The 17,910-nt window shown below is 45.6% G+C and carries 16 protein-coding genes and 1 pseudogene; 4 read left to right on the top strand and 13 right to left on the bottom strand.

Translation table 11 applies throughout. The features are described 5' to 3' along the window. A partial coding sequence (locus LDL35_RS04000) for an ABC transporter substrate-binding protein (protein WP_304019724.1) occupies positions 1–326 on the bottom strand: 326 nt, incomplete at its 3' end. A 325-nt stretch (positions 327–651) separates the two neighbouring features. On the opposite strand from LDL35_RS04000, the gene LDL35_RS03995 reads away from it, so the two are divergent. Beyond that, positions 652–1,773 (top strand): response regulator, encoded by a 1,122-nt coding sequence (locus tag LDL35_RS03995; protein WP_304019722.1) that lies wholly within the window; start codon positions 652–654, stop codon positions 1,771–1,773. Positions 1,774–1,823: 50 nt separating this feature from the next. On the opposite strand, the gene LDL35_RS03990 is transcribed toward LDL35_RS03995, so the two are convergent. The 5 genes from LDL35_RS03990 to hxlA form a co-directional block, all read right to left on the bottom strand. After that, positions 1,824–2,549 (bottom strand): hypothetical protein, encoded by a 726-nt coding sequence (locus tag LDL35_RS03990; protein WP_304019719.1) that lies wholly within the window; start codon positions 2,547–2,549, stop codon positions 1,824–1,826. Between the two features lie 77 nt (positions 2,550–2,626). Then, the gene (locus LDL35_RS03985) at positions 2,627–5,899 is read right to left on the bottom strand and encodes a lectin like domain-containing protein (RefSeq protein WP_304019716.1); all 3,273 of its coding nucleotides are present in this window, start codon (positions 5,897–5,899) and stop codon (positions 2,627–2,629) included. Between the two features lie 85 nt (positions 5,900–5,984). Next, positions 5,985–7,133: an MFS transporter gene (locus LDL35_RS03980; RefSeq protein ID WP_304019713.1), complete on the bottom strand. Its 1,149-nt coding sequence runs from the start codon at positions 7,131–7,133 to the stop codon at positions 5,985–5,987. Beyond that, entirely contained in the window at positions 7,130–7,606 is a 477-nt protein-coding gene (locus tag LDL35_RS03975; protein ID WP_304019710.1) for a MarR family winged helix-turn-helix transcriptional regulator, read from the bottom strand. The genes LDL35_RS03980 and LDL35_RS03975 overlap by 4 nt, the downstream gene beginning before the upstream one ends. 151 nt (positions 7,607–7,757) lie before the next feature. Continuing rightward, positions 7,758–9,047, bottom strand: coding sequence for a 3-hexulose-6-phosphate synthase (gene hxlA, locus LDL35_RS03970; protein ID WP_304019707.1), 1,290 nt, complete (start codon positions 9,045–9,047; stop codon positions 7,758–7,760). A gap of 161 nt (positions 9,048–9,208) precedes the next feature. Here hxlA and LDL35_RS03965 point away from each other — a divergent pair, with 161 nt between their 5' ends. Continuing rightward, the gene (locus LDL35_RS03965) at positions 9,209–10,852 is read left to right on the top strand and encodes a S8 family serine peptidase (protein WP_304019704.1); all 1,644 of its coding nucleotides are present in this window, start codon (positions 9,209–9,211) and stop codon (positions 10,850–10,852) included. A gap of 41 nt (positions 10,853–10,893) precedes the next feature. Here LDL35_RS03965 and LDL35_RS03960 read toward each other — a convergent pair whose 3' ends face one another. The 3 genes and pseudogenes from LDL35_RS03960 to LDL35_RS03950 all read right to left on the bottom strand — a co-directional run bounded on the left by LDL35_RS03960 (position 10,894) and on the right by LDL35_RS03950 (position 14,161). After that, positions 10,894–11,415 carry a nitroreductase family protein gene (locus LDL35_RS03960; protein WP_304019701.1) on the bottom strand — a complete coding sequence of 174 codons (522 nt, stop codon included), beginning with the start codon at positions 11,413–11,415 and terminating at the stop codon, positions 10,894–10,896. A 72-nt stretch (positions 11,416–11,487) separates the two neighbouring features. Continuing rightward, positions 11,488–13,038 (bottom strand): annotated as a pseudogene (locus tag LDL35_RS03955) (ATP-binding protein). Between the two features lie 79 nt (positions 13,039–13,117). Next, on the bottom strand, positions 13,118–14,161 hold the full coding sequence (locus tag LDL35_RS03950) for a DUF3821 domain-containing protein (RefSeq protein WP_304019698.1): 1,044 nt from the start codon (positions 14,159–14,161) through the stop codon (positions 13,118–13,120). A gap of 75 nt (positions 14,162–14,236) precedes the next feature. Between LDL35_RS03950 and msrA the strand changes: the two genes are divergently transcribed. Together msrA and LDL35_RS03940 are read left to right on the top strand one after the other, a co-directional pair. Beyond that, positions 14,237–14,713: a peptide-methionine (S)-S-oxide reductase MsrA gene (gene msrA, locus LDL35_RS03945; RefSeq protein WP_304019688.1), complete on the top strand. Its 477-nt coding sequence runs from the start codon at positions 14,237–14,239 to the stop codon at positions 14,711–14,713. A 1-nt stretch (position 14,714) separates the two neighbouring features. Beyond that, positions 14,715–15,626, top strand: a complete 912-nt coding sequence (locus LDL35_RS03940) for an alkaline phosphatase family protein (protein WP_304019685.1) — start codon at positions 14,715–14,717, stop codon at positions 15,624–15,626. 86 nt (positions 15,627–15,712) lie between these two features. Here LDL35_RS03940 and LDL35_RS03935 read toward each other — a convergent pair whose 3' ends face one another. The 4 genes from LDL35_RS03935 to rpl11p form a co-directional block, all read right to left on the bottom strand. Further along, positions 15,713–15,964 (bottom strand): 50S ribosomal protein L12, encoded by a 252-nt coding sequence (locus LDL35_RS03935; protein WP_304019684.1) that lies wholly within the window; start codon positions 15,962–15,964, stop codon positions 15,713–15,715. Positions 15,965–16,014: 50 nt separating this feature from the next. Next, a complete protein-coding gene (locus tag LDL35_RS03930; RefSeq protein WP_011447695.1) occupies positions 16,015–16,863 on the bottom strand; it encodes a 50S ribosomal protein L10 in 849 nt (282 codons plus the stop codon). Then, positions 16,863–17,510 carry a 50S ribosomal protein L1 gene (locus LDL35_RS03925; protein ID WP_304019679.1) on the bottom strand — a complete coding sequence of 216 codons (648 nt, stop codon included), beginning with the start codon at positions 17,508–17,510 and terminating at the stop codon, positions 16,863–16,865. Before LDL35_RS03925 ends, LDL35_RS03930 begins: the two co-directional genes overlap by 1 nt. A 64-nt stretch (positions 17,511–17,574) precedes the next feature. After that, positions 17,575–17,910: 50S ribosomal protein L11 (gene rpl11p, locus LDL35_RS03920; protein ID WP_304019677.1), on the bottom strand; the 336-nt coding region annotated here is incomplete at its 5' end.

The following is a 17,910-nucleotide window of genomic DNA, read 5'->3' as shown; positions in this document are numbered from 1 at the left end:
AGTTCTTTCGTTTTCATCGCACCAATGGTTGCATTCCCTTTTGAGTCAGCGATGATATATCTGAGTAAGCGGCCTTCTTTGGATCGAATCCCTCCATTTTTATTTATCTCTTCAATAGCCAGAATAGAGCCGTTCAGGCATTCATTTCCACGTCCGGCCAGTTCACCGGATAATGGAAGGAGTATACCGATAGTGATGGTCTCGTTTATTTGCGGAGATTTTTCTTCAACACACCCGCATGACAGAGGGGTGCATATAATAAATAAACAGAGTAAAACTTTGTGGTGCCAGGGTATCCGGGAGTCTGGATCCAGTCTTCGTCTCATTGGGTATGAATGATAATTGGAGGATAAAGTATATCTATATATTCAAACTAATTTGGAGTATCCGGAATAACGAATTATGATTTAGAGAACGTAATGGAATCACTCACTTGAAAAAAGATTAATCCATAGCGTGTACATGAAATGTGCTTCTTATTATAAGTACTCTCTTCATAATTACCGACATATTTTACCTTCTATATTTAATTATTTGCATAATGGTTGACATATCCAACCCCTTTTTTATGTAAGAGGTACAATGGTACATTACAATCTCATAAAAAATGGCGATTGTCTTTATTTGGATCATGAACATCCCTCTGTGCATATGACGGTCATAAAAATTCTGCTTGTTGATGACCAGGCAGAACTTCTGGATATAACCCGGATCTTTCTTGAAAGGGGCGGGGACATCGTAGTTGAAACCAGCACATCGGCTATAACTGCGATAGAAATGCTCCGTGAGCATAAATATGATGCTATTGTCTCTGATTATGAAATGCCCCAGATGGATGGGATTGAATTTTTAAAAACCATCAAGAGGATGGGACTTGAAAAACCCTTCATCATCTTTACCGGAAGAAGCCGGGAAGAAATTGTTATCGAGGCATTAAATTCAGGGGCTGATTTTTACCTTCAGAAAGGGTCTGAACCAAAAGTTCAGTTTGCCGAGCTTCGGAATATGATTCATCAGGCTGTTATGAGAAAGAGGATAGAAGAAGCCCTCATCCAGTCTGAAACAAATTATAAAACCCTTGTGGAATGTACTCAGGATTCTATCTACATGGTTGACAAGAGGGGCAAATATCTTTTCATGAACTCTCATCATAAAGCCCGTCTTGGAATCAGTGACCAGGATTTTCATAATTATTACTATGAAGATCTTCATTCAGATGAAGAAACCGGGCATTTTTTAAATCTCATAAAAGTGGTCATCGAAGAGAGCAGACCGGTTCATGATGAATATAGAAAAGGTGATCGGTGGTTTGTCAGAACCATCAGCCCGGTCAGGAATGAAATCCTTGGTCTTACCATTGCAGCTACGGTAATTTCTACTGAGATCACTCATACCCGGACGCTTGAAAAGACGGTCAGTACCCTTGAAGAACATTATAAAATCCTTGTTGAAGCCATGCAGGACTCAGTGTATGCCGTCGATCCTGAATGCAGGTATATATTTATGAATTCTCATCACCAGAAAAGGCTGGGGATTACCGGAGGATATATCGGGACTTATTATGGGGATTACCATGATAAAGCAGCAACCGATCGGTTTGAATATCATATTCAAAAGGTCATTGTTACAAAACAATCAGTTTGTGAGCGATATACCGAAGATACCCGGAGCTTTATCAGGACATACAGCCCGGTCCTTGACCCTGAAACGCAGATGGTTCAAGAGATAGTTGTCATCTCCATTGAACCAGCCGGCAGATATGAAAAAACCTAAATTGGTCTTCTGATAATATTTTTTCACTATGATAAAGCGATTGGACATTTTTACTCCCTGATAATCACATCCTCGGTTTCGGTAAATGGATTTGTCCGCACTGCAAGAGAATGCAGATAAGGATAATGAATTTTCAGATATGTGAGGTATGAGAGCCAGACTGGGATCATCATAGAATAAGCCCGGCTTATATCCCCCGATACATGACCTATATCACTATCAGGCAGGTTTGTACACTCTCCCCGGTGCTTGAGTTCTTCGGTCAGGTGAAAAACTGCCTGCAAGACATCGGTGAAAGATTCATGCTCTAAAAGTACCGGGTTTTCCAGCATCCTGACCAGAAGATCTTCTTTCATCACCAACAGATTTCTCAGGGGAATCAGATCATGTAAGGTTATGGTGACCGAACATGGCAGGGTTAGTACCTCTTTTTGTTTTTTCTGATATTGTGGTATATCCCACGTTTTCATTGATGAAAAAAAAGTTATCTTTTCTGTATGATTTTTGTCATGTTCAGAAAAAAACCTGAGCAGTGGAGTTCCGATCTCTGAAAAAAAAACTCCGATTACCATGTTCAGTTTATTGAGTTTGTTCTTCATAGCCCGGTGCTCAAGCATCTGATGTAAAATCAAAGTCACAAGGAGGACTTCTATTGGTAGGAAAGCCAGGTCATGGATGGTATAGATAAGAATATGGTGAACATCATGAAAGACCTCATAATGAAGAAGAAAAAGAAGAAAGGAAGTGCAACATAAGGAGAGAGCAAATAAGATCAACCAGTTTCTGTTAGAAATCATCAGTTAAGTGTATAATCTTATCTCCCGATGAGTCTTTCTTCTCAGAGAAATTAGGGTTATGCGGCATAGATATCTCCCGCCCCCGTAGCATAAAGCCAGTATCCATGTCCTGATTTGAGAAGGCGGTCATCCGAATGAATCCCTGATCCCTTCCTGATTATCACGTCCTCGTATTTTTGCATACCCTCATCATATCCGATGAGATAGGTCCATCTCTCTCCCAGAGTACTCATTGCATCCTTAGCCTTAACCGGTCCGGTTCCCGGAGATCCGATGGCGTTCCATCCTGGTTCAACCGTTTTCTTGCCGCCACTGACTGGATCAAGCCAGAGAGTCGTGTTCACCCGGTTCTTTGAGTAAATCCAGTATCCGGTTACCGGATGGAGCACAGTATCCCGGTTTACCTTTGTCCAGCCCCATGTCTGGTTTGGAAATTCAAATATTGAGTGTCCGCTGGTCTCTATGGATCCAAATAGTGCGGCAGTATCACTTCCCGGTGAGAGTGATTTTGGCGGAGTGAAAAAATTCCAGCCAGGCATCAAAGTCAGGACATATTTGTTTCCGGTGCCGGTGACTGTGATGTATGAGAGTTTTAACTCAGTATCACTCCCTTTCGGGCCGGTAACTGTCAGGTTTACATTATAGGATCCGATATTCTCGTATACATGGACAGGGTGCCGCTCGGATGAGGATGTATCATCTCCAAAATCCCAGAGCCAGCTCTCAATGGTGCCGAGTGATGTATCTTTGAACTGTACAGTCAGCGGCAGACTCCCGGTCCTTGGTTCAGCCTCAAATGATGCAGAGGGAGGCACGGAATCGGGAATAGCGAGAGGTAGCTCATCTACATTATCTCCCAAAATCCGGTAGACCTCATCACAAAAACCATCACCGTTTTCATCTTTGTGTGTCTCTGAAAATCCGGTCCCATCCGGTGCAGCCCAGAAATTACCCCCGATATACGGGCCGAGAACAATATTGGGTCCGGTTGTCTTTGGAATATTCCAGGTAACTTTCGTATCTGATGTCAGAGCAACATTCTGGGTATTATTCAGGTAATTATCATAGACGGTCACCCCGGTTCCGGTAACTGAAAGTCCTGCTTTTTTATTTTCTGCGATTGCATTTCCTTTGACAACGGAGTTGTATGCGGATACAAGCCTGACCGCTGACGACTCTTTTGTCCAGACGACGGTATTATTTGAGATATCAAGATAAGAACTGGACTCTCCGTAGATTGCATTGCTGGTTGAGTTCCAGATGATATTTCCATCAAGAATTCCTCCGGCAACACTTTCAAACCTCACTCCAGCGTAATTCTCAAAGATCCAGTTATTTTTGATAACCGCTTTGTTCCCTCTGACTGCAACACCAGGGCGGATGGCAGTTTCAGACCATGCTCCGGTCAGGGAAAAGTTCTCAACCGTAACTCCGGCGGCAGTGATGCTGACTGGTGTTCCGGTAAATTGTGCATCAATGATAGGTTTTTGTCCATCGGCACTGCTCTCTCCAATAAGGGTTATTGGTTTGTTTATAGTCAGTTTTTCAGGATAATATCCATATCTGACAAGAATAGTAGATCCTGGTGGAGCGGTGTTGATAGCTTCCTGAATAAGTGAATGGTCATCGGGAACGATTATCTTTGTCGGTTCGGAGACGGTGATATAATTCTTCTTTACCATCATAGATTCTCCGGCCGGGGTATCACTGGTGAGGGTAACGGAGTATACTCCATTGTATGAGTACGTATGGATGGGATTTTGTTCAGTAGAAGTAGATCCGTCACCAAACTGCCAGAGCCAGCGTTCAGGGTTTCCGGTAGAGATATCATGGAACGTTACCGTCAGCGGGGCACTTCCACTGGTTGGTTCTGCGTAAAAATCTGCTTTTGGCCCTGATATCAGCCGGTATCCTGCACGAATACATGCATTCCCCTGAGGATCCCAGGTCGTCAGATCAGACCATTTTCCAGTGGATGTTTTCACATAACTCTGTCCCGGCTGTGCAGTCGCTTTGCTGCTGTACCCTGGCACCGGATATTCAACCGGGATGGGAAATCCATAGTCCGGTGTGTTAAAATCAACAACTATAGAGAATTTCTCACCTTTCTTTACCTTTACCGGAAGATCAAACTGAAGTGAGTGATAGCCGGGAATCTGATAGACTTCTCCATTTGATGTTGCCACCGAAGAATCTCCTACCGGTCCGTTATCCGGATTGAGGTATACTGATGCGGTAACACTGGTTCCGACCTGTGGGATGTAAAACCCGGCACTCGTAACCTCGATATCAGCATCAGCAGTGAACACATTTGCAGCAGAGGCATCGGCAAATCCAAATCCGAAACTGTTCACCCAGCCTAATGGATCATATCCATAACTACCGTCGGTATTATCGGTTGCTGCAGTAAATGCGGAGATCCGCTTTGCAATCAGAGTGTCGTAATATGATATGTAAAAGAATCCTTTATCTCCCCAGTTTGTCCCCCAGCTGTTTGCACAGATAAATGCTCCGTCTCCTGCCGGTTCAGTATTAAAATTGGATGCAGGATAGGTATCATCCCAGCCGATAATGGAGATCGCATGATTGGGAGTAGTTCCGTCAGGATTGTAATACCCATTTGTTTCGGTATTGAAGTACTGGTCATCATACAGGATAGTAGAGTACAGACAGCCAAGATTTACCAGAGCCCACTTTACATTTTCATTATCGGTCGGGCCGGAGCGTCCGGGTATCATCGGAACATCACTGACCCGTGTCTCTACCGGGAGATTCTGGGGTGAAATAAAAGAATATGGATTATATGGATCCAGTTTTTCCGGTACCGGTCCAGAACCCCGCAGGAAATAGGCAGCAGCCATAAGATCATTTCCCCCATCGGCAAAATCGAACCCTTCAGGATCATACACAGAGACATGGTTTTTCAGGTTGTTCTCAGAAAAATCTTTGGCAACTTCAGGAAGAAGAGATGATTCAAGAGATTTTACTGCCGCAAAATCCCAGCAGCTCCCGCTCTGCCCCTGGTCTCGGATAGCAGGGACCCGTTTTGAATCCCGAAGATCAAATTTTGATGGATAATCCGCCAGAATAGACAGACTTCGAATCTTCTTCCCTATCAGATGGGAGAGATCCACGGGGCTTTCCCGAAGCGGCCCGCTTCCGCAACAGTACTGACTATCTGCTGAAGTATTCTCCGCTCCTGCTATCTTCTGCCATTGAAGTGACAGGGGAGCAAACCCTCCCTTACTGATATCTTCTTCATCCGCAGAGCAGAGAGTCCCCCCTATTATCAATACACTAGTCAATACAATAATTAGAAGAATGTTCACACTCTTCCCTGACCACATCCACCTCACCTTAAGGTATATTAGGCAATCTTACATAAGTCACCTTTCATAAAAAAGATAGAATAGATTAATCCTGGCTGGAATGAACAGAGGGAGATTTGACGAGCATGAAGATGATGACCGAAATTGCAAGGATAACCGGGAACGTTTCAAGGCTTGTGTAGAGCCCTGCCATATCAGCAACAGCTCCTGATATCGATACCCCGATTGCTCCGGCCCCCATGGCAATTCCAAGGAATAATCCCGAAATCAGCCCTATCTTGGAAGGTATCATCTCGTGGGATAATGCGATGGTGACCGAGAAAGACGACCAGAGTAAAAACCCGAAGATCATCATGGATATAATTAAAAACAATCCATGGGTCAGAAGAATAGCGATGAAGGCCGGAATGGATGCTAATGTGGTGATGACGATAACTTTTTTCCGGCCAATCCGGTCTGAAAGAGCACCACCTGATAACTGACCGGCAACACCGGCTATCATCATGATACTTACTAAAGTAGTCGCTTCAAGGAGCGAATATCCTTCGAGCACCAGATATGTGGGTAAAAAGGTCATAGCTCCAAAGGTAACCCAGGATCGAAGGGTAGCTCCGGTGAAGAGGAGCATGACCGGCCTCCAGTTCTCTTCTCCTTCGGATGTGTTCTCCTGTTTTATGTTACAGGAATCCGCAAGCGGGTTTATGTGCAGGAATAAAGCGGTTGCTACAGCAGGGATAATCAGCCAGATGACCTGAGGAACCCCTCCGGTTGTCAGGATTATCCCGGCGATGATGGGCCCAAGAGCCATTCCCATGTTCCCACCCACCACAAAGAGCGAGGTAAGTTTCCCACGGGAACTTCCGGTTGCAAGAATGCTGACCTGACAGAGAGCACCGGGGTGAAAACTTGCATGTCCAATCCCTGAAAGGGTAACACACAGGAGCATGATATAATACTGGTCTGGAATCAGACCCAGAAGAGATACTCCTATACCGGAAAGAAGGATGGATATTCCGATACTCACTTTAATTCCTTTGTTATCTGCAAGATATCCAAAAAGTGGCTGTAAGAGGGATGATGTCAGACTATGAACGACCGGGAGTAATGCCGCCTCAAAATAACCATATCCATATATGGTGATCAGTACCGGCTGGAGGGCCATCAGGACCGGTGCATAAATATCGTTGATCAGGTGGGCGATGGTCAGTTCCCCAATCCGGCGAAAGGCACTCATGATGAGTCCCCCATACATTCATCTGCCTCATTCCGGGCATTGTGCTGCGCAAGTTCTCTTCTGACTTCGCAGAGTCGTTCTTCATACACCGATTCCATAGCCAGGAGCACCCGTTTCATAGTTTGTATCTCTTTGGTTTCCAGAGGTTCTATTCTGCTGATAATCCGCTGATAAATTTCTTCATGAAGCGTTTCATGATGCTGAAATGCTTCCTCTCCGAGAGGCGTCAGTGTCAGAAACACTTCCTTCTCATTTTTTACGCCCCTGTTTTTTGTTACCAGACCTCGTTTTGCCAGTTTGGTCACCTGTTGAGATGCTGCACCTGGTGTAATGCCAAGAATATCTGAAATTGCCCGGATATTATATTCAGGATTGGCTCCGATTGCCTGGATAAGATGAATATCTGATGGGGTCATTAGTTCTTCAATCCCGTAATTTCTGGGCAGTTTTTCAGATTCGCTTAACTTATTCATAAGACGCATCCAGATCTGGTATAGATCACGGATGTTTTGATTATCTTCCATTTTGCTTAGTCACTATATGATTTAGTTACTATATAATATATCTGCGAATGCAATTCCGGTCCTCTAATAAATCAAAAAAAAATGATAGAATTCGGAAAAATTAGGAATGCTTCTCCCACCGGAGAAGATTCATGACCTGTGAAAGTGTCTTTCCCTGTCTGAGTTCCTGCCTGATCCGAAGTTCCGTATTATAAACCTCTTTGGCACGCCTTGCAATCTCATATGCACGGGTTTTCGGGATGACCACAACACCACTTTCATCGGCGATGATCCAGTCTCCAGGGTTCACCGTCTGGCCACCACACTGGATTTCAGACCCAATCTCACCAAATCCTTTTGGCTCTCCGGCGTTCGGGGCCATTGCCGTGGACCAGAGGGGGTACTGCATCTTTTTGATATCATCAACATCCCTGACTGCTCCATCAATGATAACACCACTAATTCCCCGGTTAAGACACGAGATGGTTGCAAGTTCTCCCCAGGGAGCAACATGTGTCCCCTTGTCGTTATTAATGACGATGACATCACCTGGTAACGCGATATCAATTGCCTCCACCGGTTTTGCCCAGTCTCCGGCAAAAGTCTGCACCGTGACCGCCTTCCCGATGGCTTTTGTTCCCGGGCAAAGGGGAATCATTCCTGTCATGGCTCCTTTCCGGTGCATGGCATCAGATACATTGGATGATGAGACATACCTGAGGATCTCCCGAATCTCATCTTCCCGAGAGATCTCAGGGCCGGCATAGGGAACCGGCTGATTCATGGCCTCCTTAATTCTGCGCGTAGAACCGGTGACATCAGATGACCTGATAATGGAACCACCAACAATGACAATAAAGGCCCCTGCAGCTATTGCTCCGGGTGCTGTTTTTTCTGATATTCCACCAGCTGCAGCGACCGGTATGCTTACTTCCCTGATGACTTTCATGAGAAGGTCAAGTGAGTCTGTACCGGTCATCTGCTGGTCAATACCGGTATGAGCACAGATGTAATCCACACCGAGCTGTTCAAGTTCACCGGCCCTGCCTGAAGGGTTTGGAACCGAGATGAGGTCAGCCATGATCTTCACCCCGTATTTTCGTGCAGCCCGGACCGATTCGGCAATGACAGAATTATCTGATGCTCCGAGGACACAGACGATATCTGCTCCTGACTTTGCTGCCATCTCTACTTCGATTGCCCCGGTGTCGGCGGTTTTCATATCAGCAATGATCTGCCGGTCAGGAAATGCTGATTTCAAAGCTGATACGGCTCTCATCCCTTCACTTTTAATGAGGGGAGTTCCAACTTCCAGCCAGTCAGCACCTCCCAGAACAGCTTCACCGGCTATTGTAATAGCTCGGTCAAGTTCAACCAGATCCAGCGCGACCTGGAGTACAGACCGGTTCATAGGTACACGTTACCGGTTCCTTGGATAATTGTTTTCCTTTTCATAATTGTATGCCCTGGAAAAATGTCTGCCATACCCTTCAGGGAAGATACTTAAATCTCTCTGAATTTATAGATCCTAGTACATACAGTCTGTACCGGCTGTCTTTGTGGGGGATGAACATGCAGTTCGCGCATTTTCGATATCTGTTAACTCTTCTATTATTGACCGGATTATTGTTTTCAGGTCTGATATCCGGTGTATATGCTGATGAAATATCTGAATCTTCAAATGGGACCGGAGAGCAGGCAACTGCTCCGTATGTGCCAGGCGAAGTCATCGTCAAGTATAAAGACGGGACTGTTGCAGCACTTGCAGCTGAAGGATCAGGGCCGGTTGCTCTTGAAGCGCTGGGGGCAGAAGTAGCCACCGATTTTTCAGATGAAGGTCTTTCCAATCTCCAGGCACTCGATATAAAGGGGCCGATATCAGTAAAAGAGGCCATCGCAGAACTTGAAAGTTCACCATATGTCGCCTATGCAGAGCCGAATTATATCATCTCATTATCACTTCCGGAGACAGAACCGGCAGGACCAGATGAGATAGGAGCGCTTTCTGCTCTGTCATTTCCAAATGATCCGAAATTTTCAGAACAATGGGCTCTTTCCAACACCGGCCAGACCGGGGGGATGAGTGGTGCTGATATTGGAGCCTCAAAGGCCTGGGACATTACTACCGGATCAAATACCATAGTAGTCGCCGTCATCGATACTGGTGTGGATTATAACCATCCAGATCTGGCGGGAAATATCTGGACAAACCCGGGTGAGATTCCAAACAACGGAATTGATGATGACGGGAACGGGTATGTGGATGATGTTCACGGATATGACTTTATCAACAACGATAATGACCCGATGGATGACAACGGACATGGAACCCATTGTGCAGGAGTGATTGGAGCGATTGGAAATAACGGTGTAGGGATTGCTGGTGTTGCCTGGAAAGTAAAGATCATGCCTCTAAAGTTCCTCCGGGCCGATGGAAACGGAGATACCGCAGCATCGCTGAATGCCATCGCCTATGCACGACGGATGGGAGCCAATGTTATCAGTTGTTCATGGGGAGGAACTGCAAAAAGTCAGGCACTCGGGGATGCGATTGCTTCAACCAATATTCTGTTCCCCTGTGCTGCAGGAAATGCGGGATCCAACAATGATATCACACCGCATTATCCATCAGGTTTTGATTCTCCCCAGATTATTTCGGTTGCAGCATCTGATGCAAAGGACGGGATACCTTCATTCTCTAATTATGGCGCAGCCACGGTAGACGTCGCGGCTCCTGGAGACTGGATCATGTCCACGTATCCGACATCACTTGGTCATCAGTATGTGAAGATGAAAGGGACCTCAATGGCAACACCCCATGTTGCAGGACTTGCTGCCCTTCTGCTCTCGAAGAATCCATCGATGACTCCTGCAGCTCTGAAGGCTAAGATTATGGATACCGTCGACAAACTCCCTGCCTTCTCTGGAAAAACAGTCTCTGGTGGAAGAATTAATCTCTACAAAGCCCTTGGTGGTGGCGGGTCATCTTCAGGTGTTGTTGCCCTTCCTGGTATGAGCCAGCCACCAAAAGACCTCAATGGTGACGGGAAGTATGAGGATGTGAACGGAAATGGACGGGCGGATTACTCTGACGTGGTGACCTTCTTTAAGCAGATGGACTGGATCAGCAAAAATGAACCGGTGGCAGCATTTGACTTTTCAGGAAATAACAGAATTGACTATACTGATGTAGTCAAGTTATTCCAGTCAATATAATGGCATTGGACGGTAAAATCAAGATTGGATTATAAAATCCCTTATTTTTCTTCCGGTGACCACCGGTTGGTAAAGAAGATCTCTTTTCCCGGTTTTTTACTTGGAACTTTTACTTCTTTTGGATAGCCTGCCGGAATGAGTGATGTTAATGAATAGGGCTCTGGTATCTCCAGAAGTTTACAGATCTCAGCCCCATACTCTTTTTTGTCGCCGGCTACCCAGCAGCTTCCGACACCATAGGCTTGCAGACAGGTGATCATGTTCATGGTTGCTGCACAGCAGTCTTCCAGATAATATTTTGCATTTTTATCGCCGCATGTGACAAAACAGGCAGCTGCTTCAGCGATGAATTTCCCATGATCGGTGATATCTGCTATTTTTTTCAGCAGATCACGGTCTGTTACAACACCAAGAAGCCAGGGCTGCAGATTCATTGCTGTCGGAGCCAGACGACCACATTCAAGGGTTTCTTTAATAATTTCATCGCTGAGTGGTTTATCAATGTATGATCTGACGCTCCGCCGAGATTTGATAATCGTCGCTCCAAGATTCATAGTATTCATTATTACTTACGATCTAAGATAATTATCGGTCCTGATACTTCATGTGGACAACTGTTATATGAAAAAAAATATTTATCCTACGTTCCAGGATTCAATATTTCGCGATTCCGGATCAAATACAATACCGATCTTTTTCTTCTGCCGGGGGTCTCGCAGGTATTTTTCGGCATATCCATGATCGTGTATGTGATCAAGAGGGGGTTTTCTTCCCTTCATCCCAATGCCTTTGACTTTAAATTCGAAGATTCAGATATATGATGAGGTTTTTACCGTCAGATCTATCCGCCCTTTATTTGTCGTATCTTCTGGTATCACTTCGTATCCCAGACTTGCAATATACGAATATATCAGACTTGCCCAATAACCTTCATATCTTGTAATGGGGTTTTTCCGGTACCAGTCATGAGGAATTGATGCGAAGAAAGACTGAAGGTGAGCATGTAATCCTTCTTCATCCCCGGTTTCCAGAATCGAAAACAATATATCACGATTATCAGAGAGTGAATAACCGGAAAGAGCCTCAGAGAACAGGAGGTTGAGAGATGTTCTCACTTCTTTGTTTGGATACCCGAGTGTACATCGAAACCCTCTGATGCCATCAGATGACCAGGATCTGATGGTGAGGTATCCGGTCTGAAATAATAAGGTTTCAACCGTTATCTTTTCCGGGTTAAATGACAGGAGAATCTCATCACCTGATATCATTCCGTCATACTCCGCTGGTAATCGTGGCTCATTCAGCCAATTTTTCAGGAGAAATGATGGCGTTCCTGTCTCGAACCAGTATGGTCTGAAGATACCTGAATCAAAAAACAAAAGAATATCAAAGGGGTTATAGACTGAATTACCGGTCCAGGAGTACCCGTTGTACCAATCACGGATGAGATCAGGATCATATTGGTAATACCAGAATGCGAAGGAGGTCCTAATATCCTCTTCTGTATATCCGCAGATGGTGGAGTACCGGAAGTCAAGGGTAATATCCTGAAGATTATTTAATCCGGAAAAGATACCGGTTTTAATAAATTTCGATACACCTGTGATAAAAACAAACCTGATATGAGAATCGAGCGGTTTTATGACTCCATAAAAGTCCCGCAGGATATCCCGCATCTCAGCTTCACGAGCAGGATCTTCCAGGGTGTCAAGGATTGGCTTGTCGTACTCATCTACAAGGATAACGATCTTTTCACCGGTTTTTTTGTGTATCTCTCTGATTATCGAAGAAACTCGTCCGCCTATTGATGTTTCAAAAGGTTCAAAATCCCAGGTTCTTGCCCAGGAAGAGATGAGTTCATGTATCTGCGTTTTTAATTCTTCCGGTGTCCGTGGGGATGAAAGTGACCAGTCAATTCTCAAAACAGGGTTTTTTCTGCTCCAGTCCCAATTTGAATCAGAACTGTCCAGAAAAAGTCCTGAAAAGAGATCCCGTTTCTGAGAAAAAGCCGCATCTACTGTATCGATGAGGAGACTTTTTCCAAAACGCCGGGGTCGTGAAAGAAAGTAATATTTTCCTGATTGTACCAATGAGTGAATCAGGGGCGTTTTATCTATATAGACATATTCCCCGGTTCTGATTTCAGTAAAAGACTGGATACCTATCGGTAGTTTCAGGTGGGACATCTCTTACACTACTATTCTGTTCGCTGGTAAAATATGTATTTATTGAGAGGGCGATGAAATCCGGGGACAGAAAATATTTTCAAGGTCTTCTCAGAACCATCAGAACGAAACCTGCTCCAATGATTGAGAGTATACCAAGCGGGGCTTTGGTTGGTTCAGGGACTGGTGTTGATTCAGGTGTTTTCACCGGTGTTGGTTCGATAGTGTGTTCGGTTGTAGAGGTAGGGGTTGGAACAGGTGTGAAGGCTGGTGCAGGTGTTTGTATCTGTGTCTCTAAAGTCTGGACCGGGGTTGCAGGTTTTGTAACCGGGGTTGAATATGCGGGACCTGTTGTTTGTGTCACTATTGGAGTTCTATCCGGTTCAGGGGTTCCAATCTCAATCGCAACCGGTGCTTTAATCAGGGGATTGACATTCTGAATAAGAACTTCCACAGGAACTGATATCCCTGCCCCCAGGTCAGGCATATTATCCTTAATGCGGTTCATTGATAATTCTGCCTGAACGGTCCAGGTCCCGACGGTAACTCCCCCGGTACTCCAGACCGGACCGGTGGAGGTTAATGAAGAGGTAAGCGGAATCCCGGACAGGCTGAAAGATCCGGACGGGCCTGATACGGATGAGTATTTTGCACCTTCAGGACTGGTGAGAACGATATCCACCTGCCCGTCCGGACCTCCGCGGGAGTTTGCTTCATAGACATTTGAAGATATCCGGAATGATACCGCATCTCCTCTTGGTATCCATTTTCCTGTTGCATCAAAATCTGCAGTCTCATCATATACTCTGACCGATACTTGTGGCCTTTTTACCTGGAATACCGGGCTGCCTTCGGGCCAGGAGTACCAGAGCCCCTCTTTCCCTGAAAAGGCTGATGGCGATACATAAAATGAGTCCGGGGATGATACAGTCATGAGTTCCGTCGGGTCTGAACTTCTGCTGCTCCCCGGTGCCCACCATCCAATCTGCCCTCCGTTCATAACACCGGTTGCAGAAATGTCAAGTCCCTCTTCTCCAAGAAAAACAGTCCCTCCTGGTGAGATTGTTCTTAAATCTGCATTAACCTGTGATACGCAGAAGAGAAATATGAGCAGGCTGAAAAGCCCGGTTAAAGAATATTTCATAATGAACAATTTCCTTTATAGTTTAAATTTTTCTTCACCCATCTCACTAAATAGTTTTCAGACCAAGATCGGTATATGGGAATTGCCTTTTTTGCTGGTGGCTGTTTCTGGGGCATTGAAGCAGGATTTCAGAATATACCGGGAGTAATTCATACCAAAGTCGGATATATGGGAGGGCATACAACAGAACCAACCTATCAGGATGTCTGTTCAGATACGACCGGTCATGCAGAGACAATTGCTCTTGAATATGATGATGCGGCAATAACCTATCGGCAACTTCTGGAAATTTTCTTCTCCCTGCATAATCCAACAGAAATAAACAGGCAGGGGCCTGATGTCGGCAGCCAGTACCGCTCCGTCATCTTCTATACCTCACCTGAACAAAAAGAGGAGGCAGAAAAATTTATTAGCGAGATGAACCAGTCAGGTCGATATCATGCCGCAATTGCTACAGAGGTTGTTCCGGCAGAAACTTTCTGGCCTGCGGAGGAGTATCATCAGTCTTATTTTATGAAAATTGGTCAGCGTTATGGACGGAGTCTGTTCTGATATGAAAGACCATCTGTGTAATACCAAAAGAAAGAGTGTGGTTGTCCTTTTTCTGCTGATTTGTATCATTATTGGGAATGTTTCTGCAGTTCCTTCGGATCCACGGGGTATTATCCTCATCTCATGGGATGGTATTTCAAAAGACACCCTCCAAAATCTTCTTGAAACCGGGTCTCTGCCTCATCTCTCCTCTCTTTTAAAAACTGGCAGTTTTATCAACATATCAATTACCGATCATTATCCAGATACCATGGCTGGTCACGCCCAGATTCTGACTGGTTATTCACCGGAACAGACCGGAGTTTTTAAAAGTATGCGATATGGTGAGATCCCTCACGGGATGACGGTTTTTGAACGGCTTGAAGATGCATTCGGGTCAGATAATATCAGTACTGCTATTGTGGCATCACAGGAGAGAAGTCTTGGGATGCTCAAAGGGTTGCCCTTTTATCATGCAGGCAAGGTGGTTGATTATTACTATGACCGGAACAGTGATGCCGGCCTTGTCGGATCGGTTGCATCTGAATCTGTCTATCACTTTGGATCTCTGGGACGCTTTTTTATCTTCGCTCATTTCAGGGATGCAGCAGATGCAGGGTATGCCTATGGGGCAGGATCTCCTCAGCAGATTGCTGCAATACTGAAGATAGACGAAGCAACCGGAAGCATTCTGCAGGCACTTAAAGATCTTGGAATATCAGATAAGACTGTCCTGTATATTACCACCGATCATGGATTCAATACCGGTCCCAAAGATCATACCGGACAGATCTCTCTCTGGATGGTGACCAATGAACCGGGATATAATCTGACCGGAGATCAGAAAGATATCACACCGACGATTCTGAAAAGATTTGGTGTTTCGTATGATGAGATGAACCCGCCGTATAATGCAACGGCTATGAGCCCCTGATTTTTACAGAAAAGAATTTCTTTTTTTTAATGAATTGAGAAACTGGACCGAACAGTAATTGTGTCGAAGAGAAAAAAGAAAAGAGTTTAGCCGAACAGAGCACCAAGCCCTGCCATTCCACTCTCTTCTTCTGCCTTCTTGTCTTCAGCTGGTGCTTCTTCTGCTGCTGCCTTGCTGATTGCGTCCTCAATGTCGACACCATCAAGGGATGCGACAAGTGCCTTGACACGTGATTCGTTGACAGCGATACCAGCGGCAGAAAGTACTGCCTGAACAGAGGATTCGTTGATCTCCTTTCCTGCCTTGTGCAGAAGGAGTGCAGCGTATACATACTCCATGTTAATTCACCTAAATATTTTTCCGATTACTCGTATTGTTTGCATATTGATTATCCGACAACATTCTGGAGAGCCATGGCCTGAGCCTGTGCCTTTCCTAGAACTGCATCGATTATGTCACTACTGGTGACTGCAGCCTCGACACCAACTCCGCGTGCTTCACGGACAGCCTTGGTCAGCAGTGCAGATGCGGTATCCCGGGTTGGGTATGCAGCATTGACTGACAGATTAAAGGCGTGGGTTGCAGCGGTGATGATGCTGTTATAGAATGCAGTCTCGTCGATTGCTAGAACATCAGACTCGTAGATACTTCCTTCGTAGAAGGCTGCCTGCAGGATAAGACCGACATCCATCGGTTTGATATCCAGCTTTGCAAGTGCATCTGCAAGTTTTTTGTTGATCTCCTGACCAGCTTTTACCACCGTTTTTGTTTCACGAATGGTAACTTTTCCTGCCTCAATTGCTGCAGGAATGCCGGCCTGCTGAAGCTCACCGACGATTGGACCTGGACGGAAACTGGTCGGTCCTTTTGAAACGACGATATCTTCCGGTGCAGTCTCTCCGGGACGTGCTGCCATCTTTGTTTTAGTCTTTTCAAGCATGCTGTAGAGCTTGAAAGGATTCTCATTAGTAAAGATGAGAGCAGAATGCCCGGATAAGTGTGAAGAGAGGTCTGTTATGGATCCCCCGATCTCACCGAATGCATGTTCGATGAGGGTGTTACGGGTCATAATCAGTTCGGCTTTCCCGCGAAGATTTCTTCTGATATCCTGCACCTGTCTGGCTGGGATACCATACATATCAACCAGTCCGACCAGCTTATATTCGCTGGAGAGACGCTTGATAGTGGTAATCTCATCCTTCTTCCACTGGGGCAGATGTGCGGTATACAATGCCATTATAACTCCACCTTCACAGACGGCCCCATCGTTGTCTTGACATAGACCGATCTGACCTGGAAGTCACCCATCTCAAGTTTTGAGAGAATACGCTTGAGGACTGCATCGATGTTCTCTGCAATCTCCTCTTCACTCATGGCGGTTGTTCCTACCTTGAGTGAGAATGACATCTTGTCCTTGGTTCTGATTTTGACAGATTTCCTAAGACGCTCCACGATCGGACGGATATCCGTACCGGCGGGGATCGGCTGGGGCATTCTGCCTCGTGGACCAAGTCGTGGACCAAGCCATCTTCCGACAAGACTCATAACCTGCGTTTCTGCAAGGAAAAACTGATGCTCGGATGCAACTTTACGTGCTTCACGAGGGGCACCTCCAAGGCGCTCAATTTCTTCCGGCCCCATGATGAGTTCAACGCCGGATTCTCGTGCCTGAGTGACAATGTCACCAGAACCAAGAACGGCTATCTTGACTACTCTTCCATTCCCGTGGGGAAGGAGGATGGTCTCATCAATACGGTTTTTCGGCTGAGACATGTCGATATTTTTCAGGTTAATGGTCATATCGACACTCTCGGTGAATTTCCGTTCAGGCGCCTGTTCTTTTGCCTTTTTCAATGCGTCAATAAGGACGCTCTTCTCTACCATCAGGTTCCTCCATAGTGATGCGACCGTGATCGATTCCACGATCTTCTATGGTTACATATCGATTCTATCCCACGAGAACTGCGTCATGAGCGCCCGAATCTATCTCTTTGAGCATATCTTTGGGTTTTTTGCCTGAAACTGTAATACCAAGCGATACGCAGGTACCGACAACTTCCTTGACCGCATTCTTGAGATCATAGGAGAGCATGTCATCAAGTTTCATTTTGGCAATCGTGACAGCAGCCTCAAGTGACACGTCCCCGACAATTTTGGTATTTGGCTCACCAGAGCCTTTTTCAACGCCTGCTTCTTTCATGATGAGCGCTGTCGTGGGTGGAATACCAACCGAGATGGTGAAGTTCTTCTTCTCGTCCACCTCAACACGGACAGGAACCTGCAT

This window comes from Methanospirillum hungatei, assembly GCF_020216685.1.
Taxonomy (GTDB): Archaea; Halobacteriota; Methanomicrobia; order Methanomicrobiales; family Methanospirillaceae; genus Methanospirillum; species Methanospirillum hungatei_B.
This window is presented reverse-complemented; position numbering and strand designations above follow the sequence as displayed.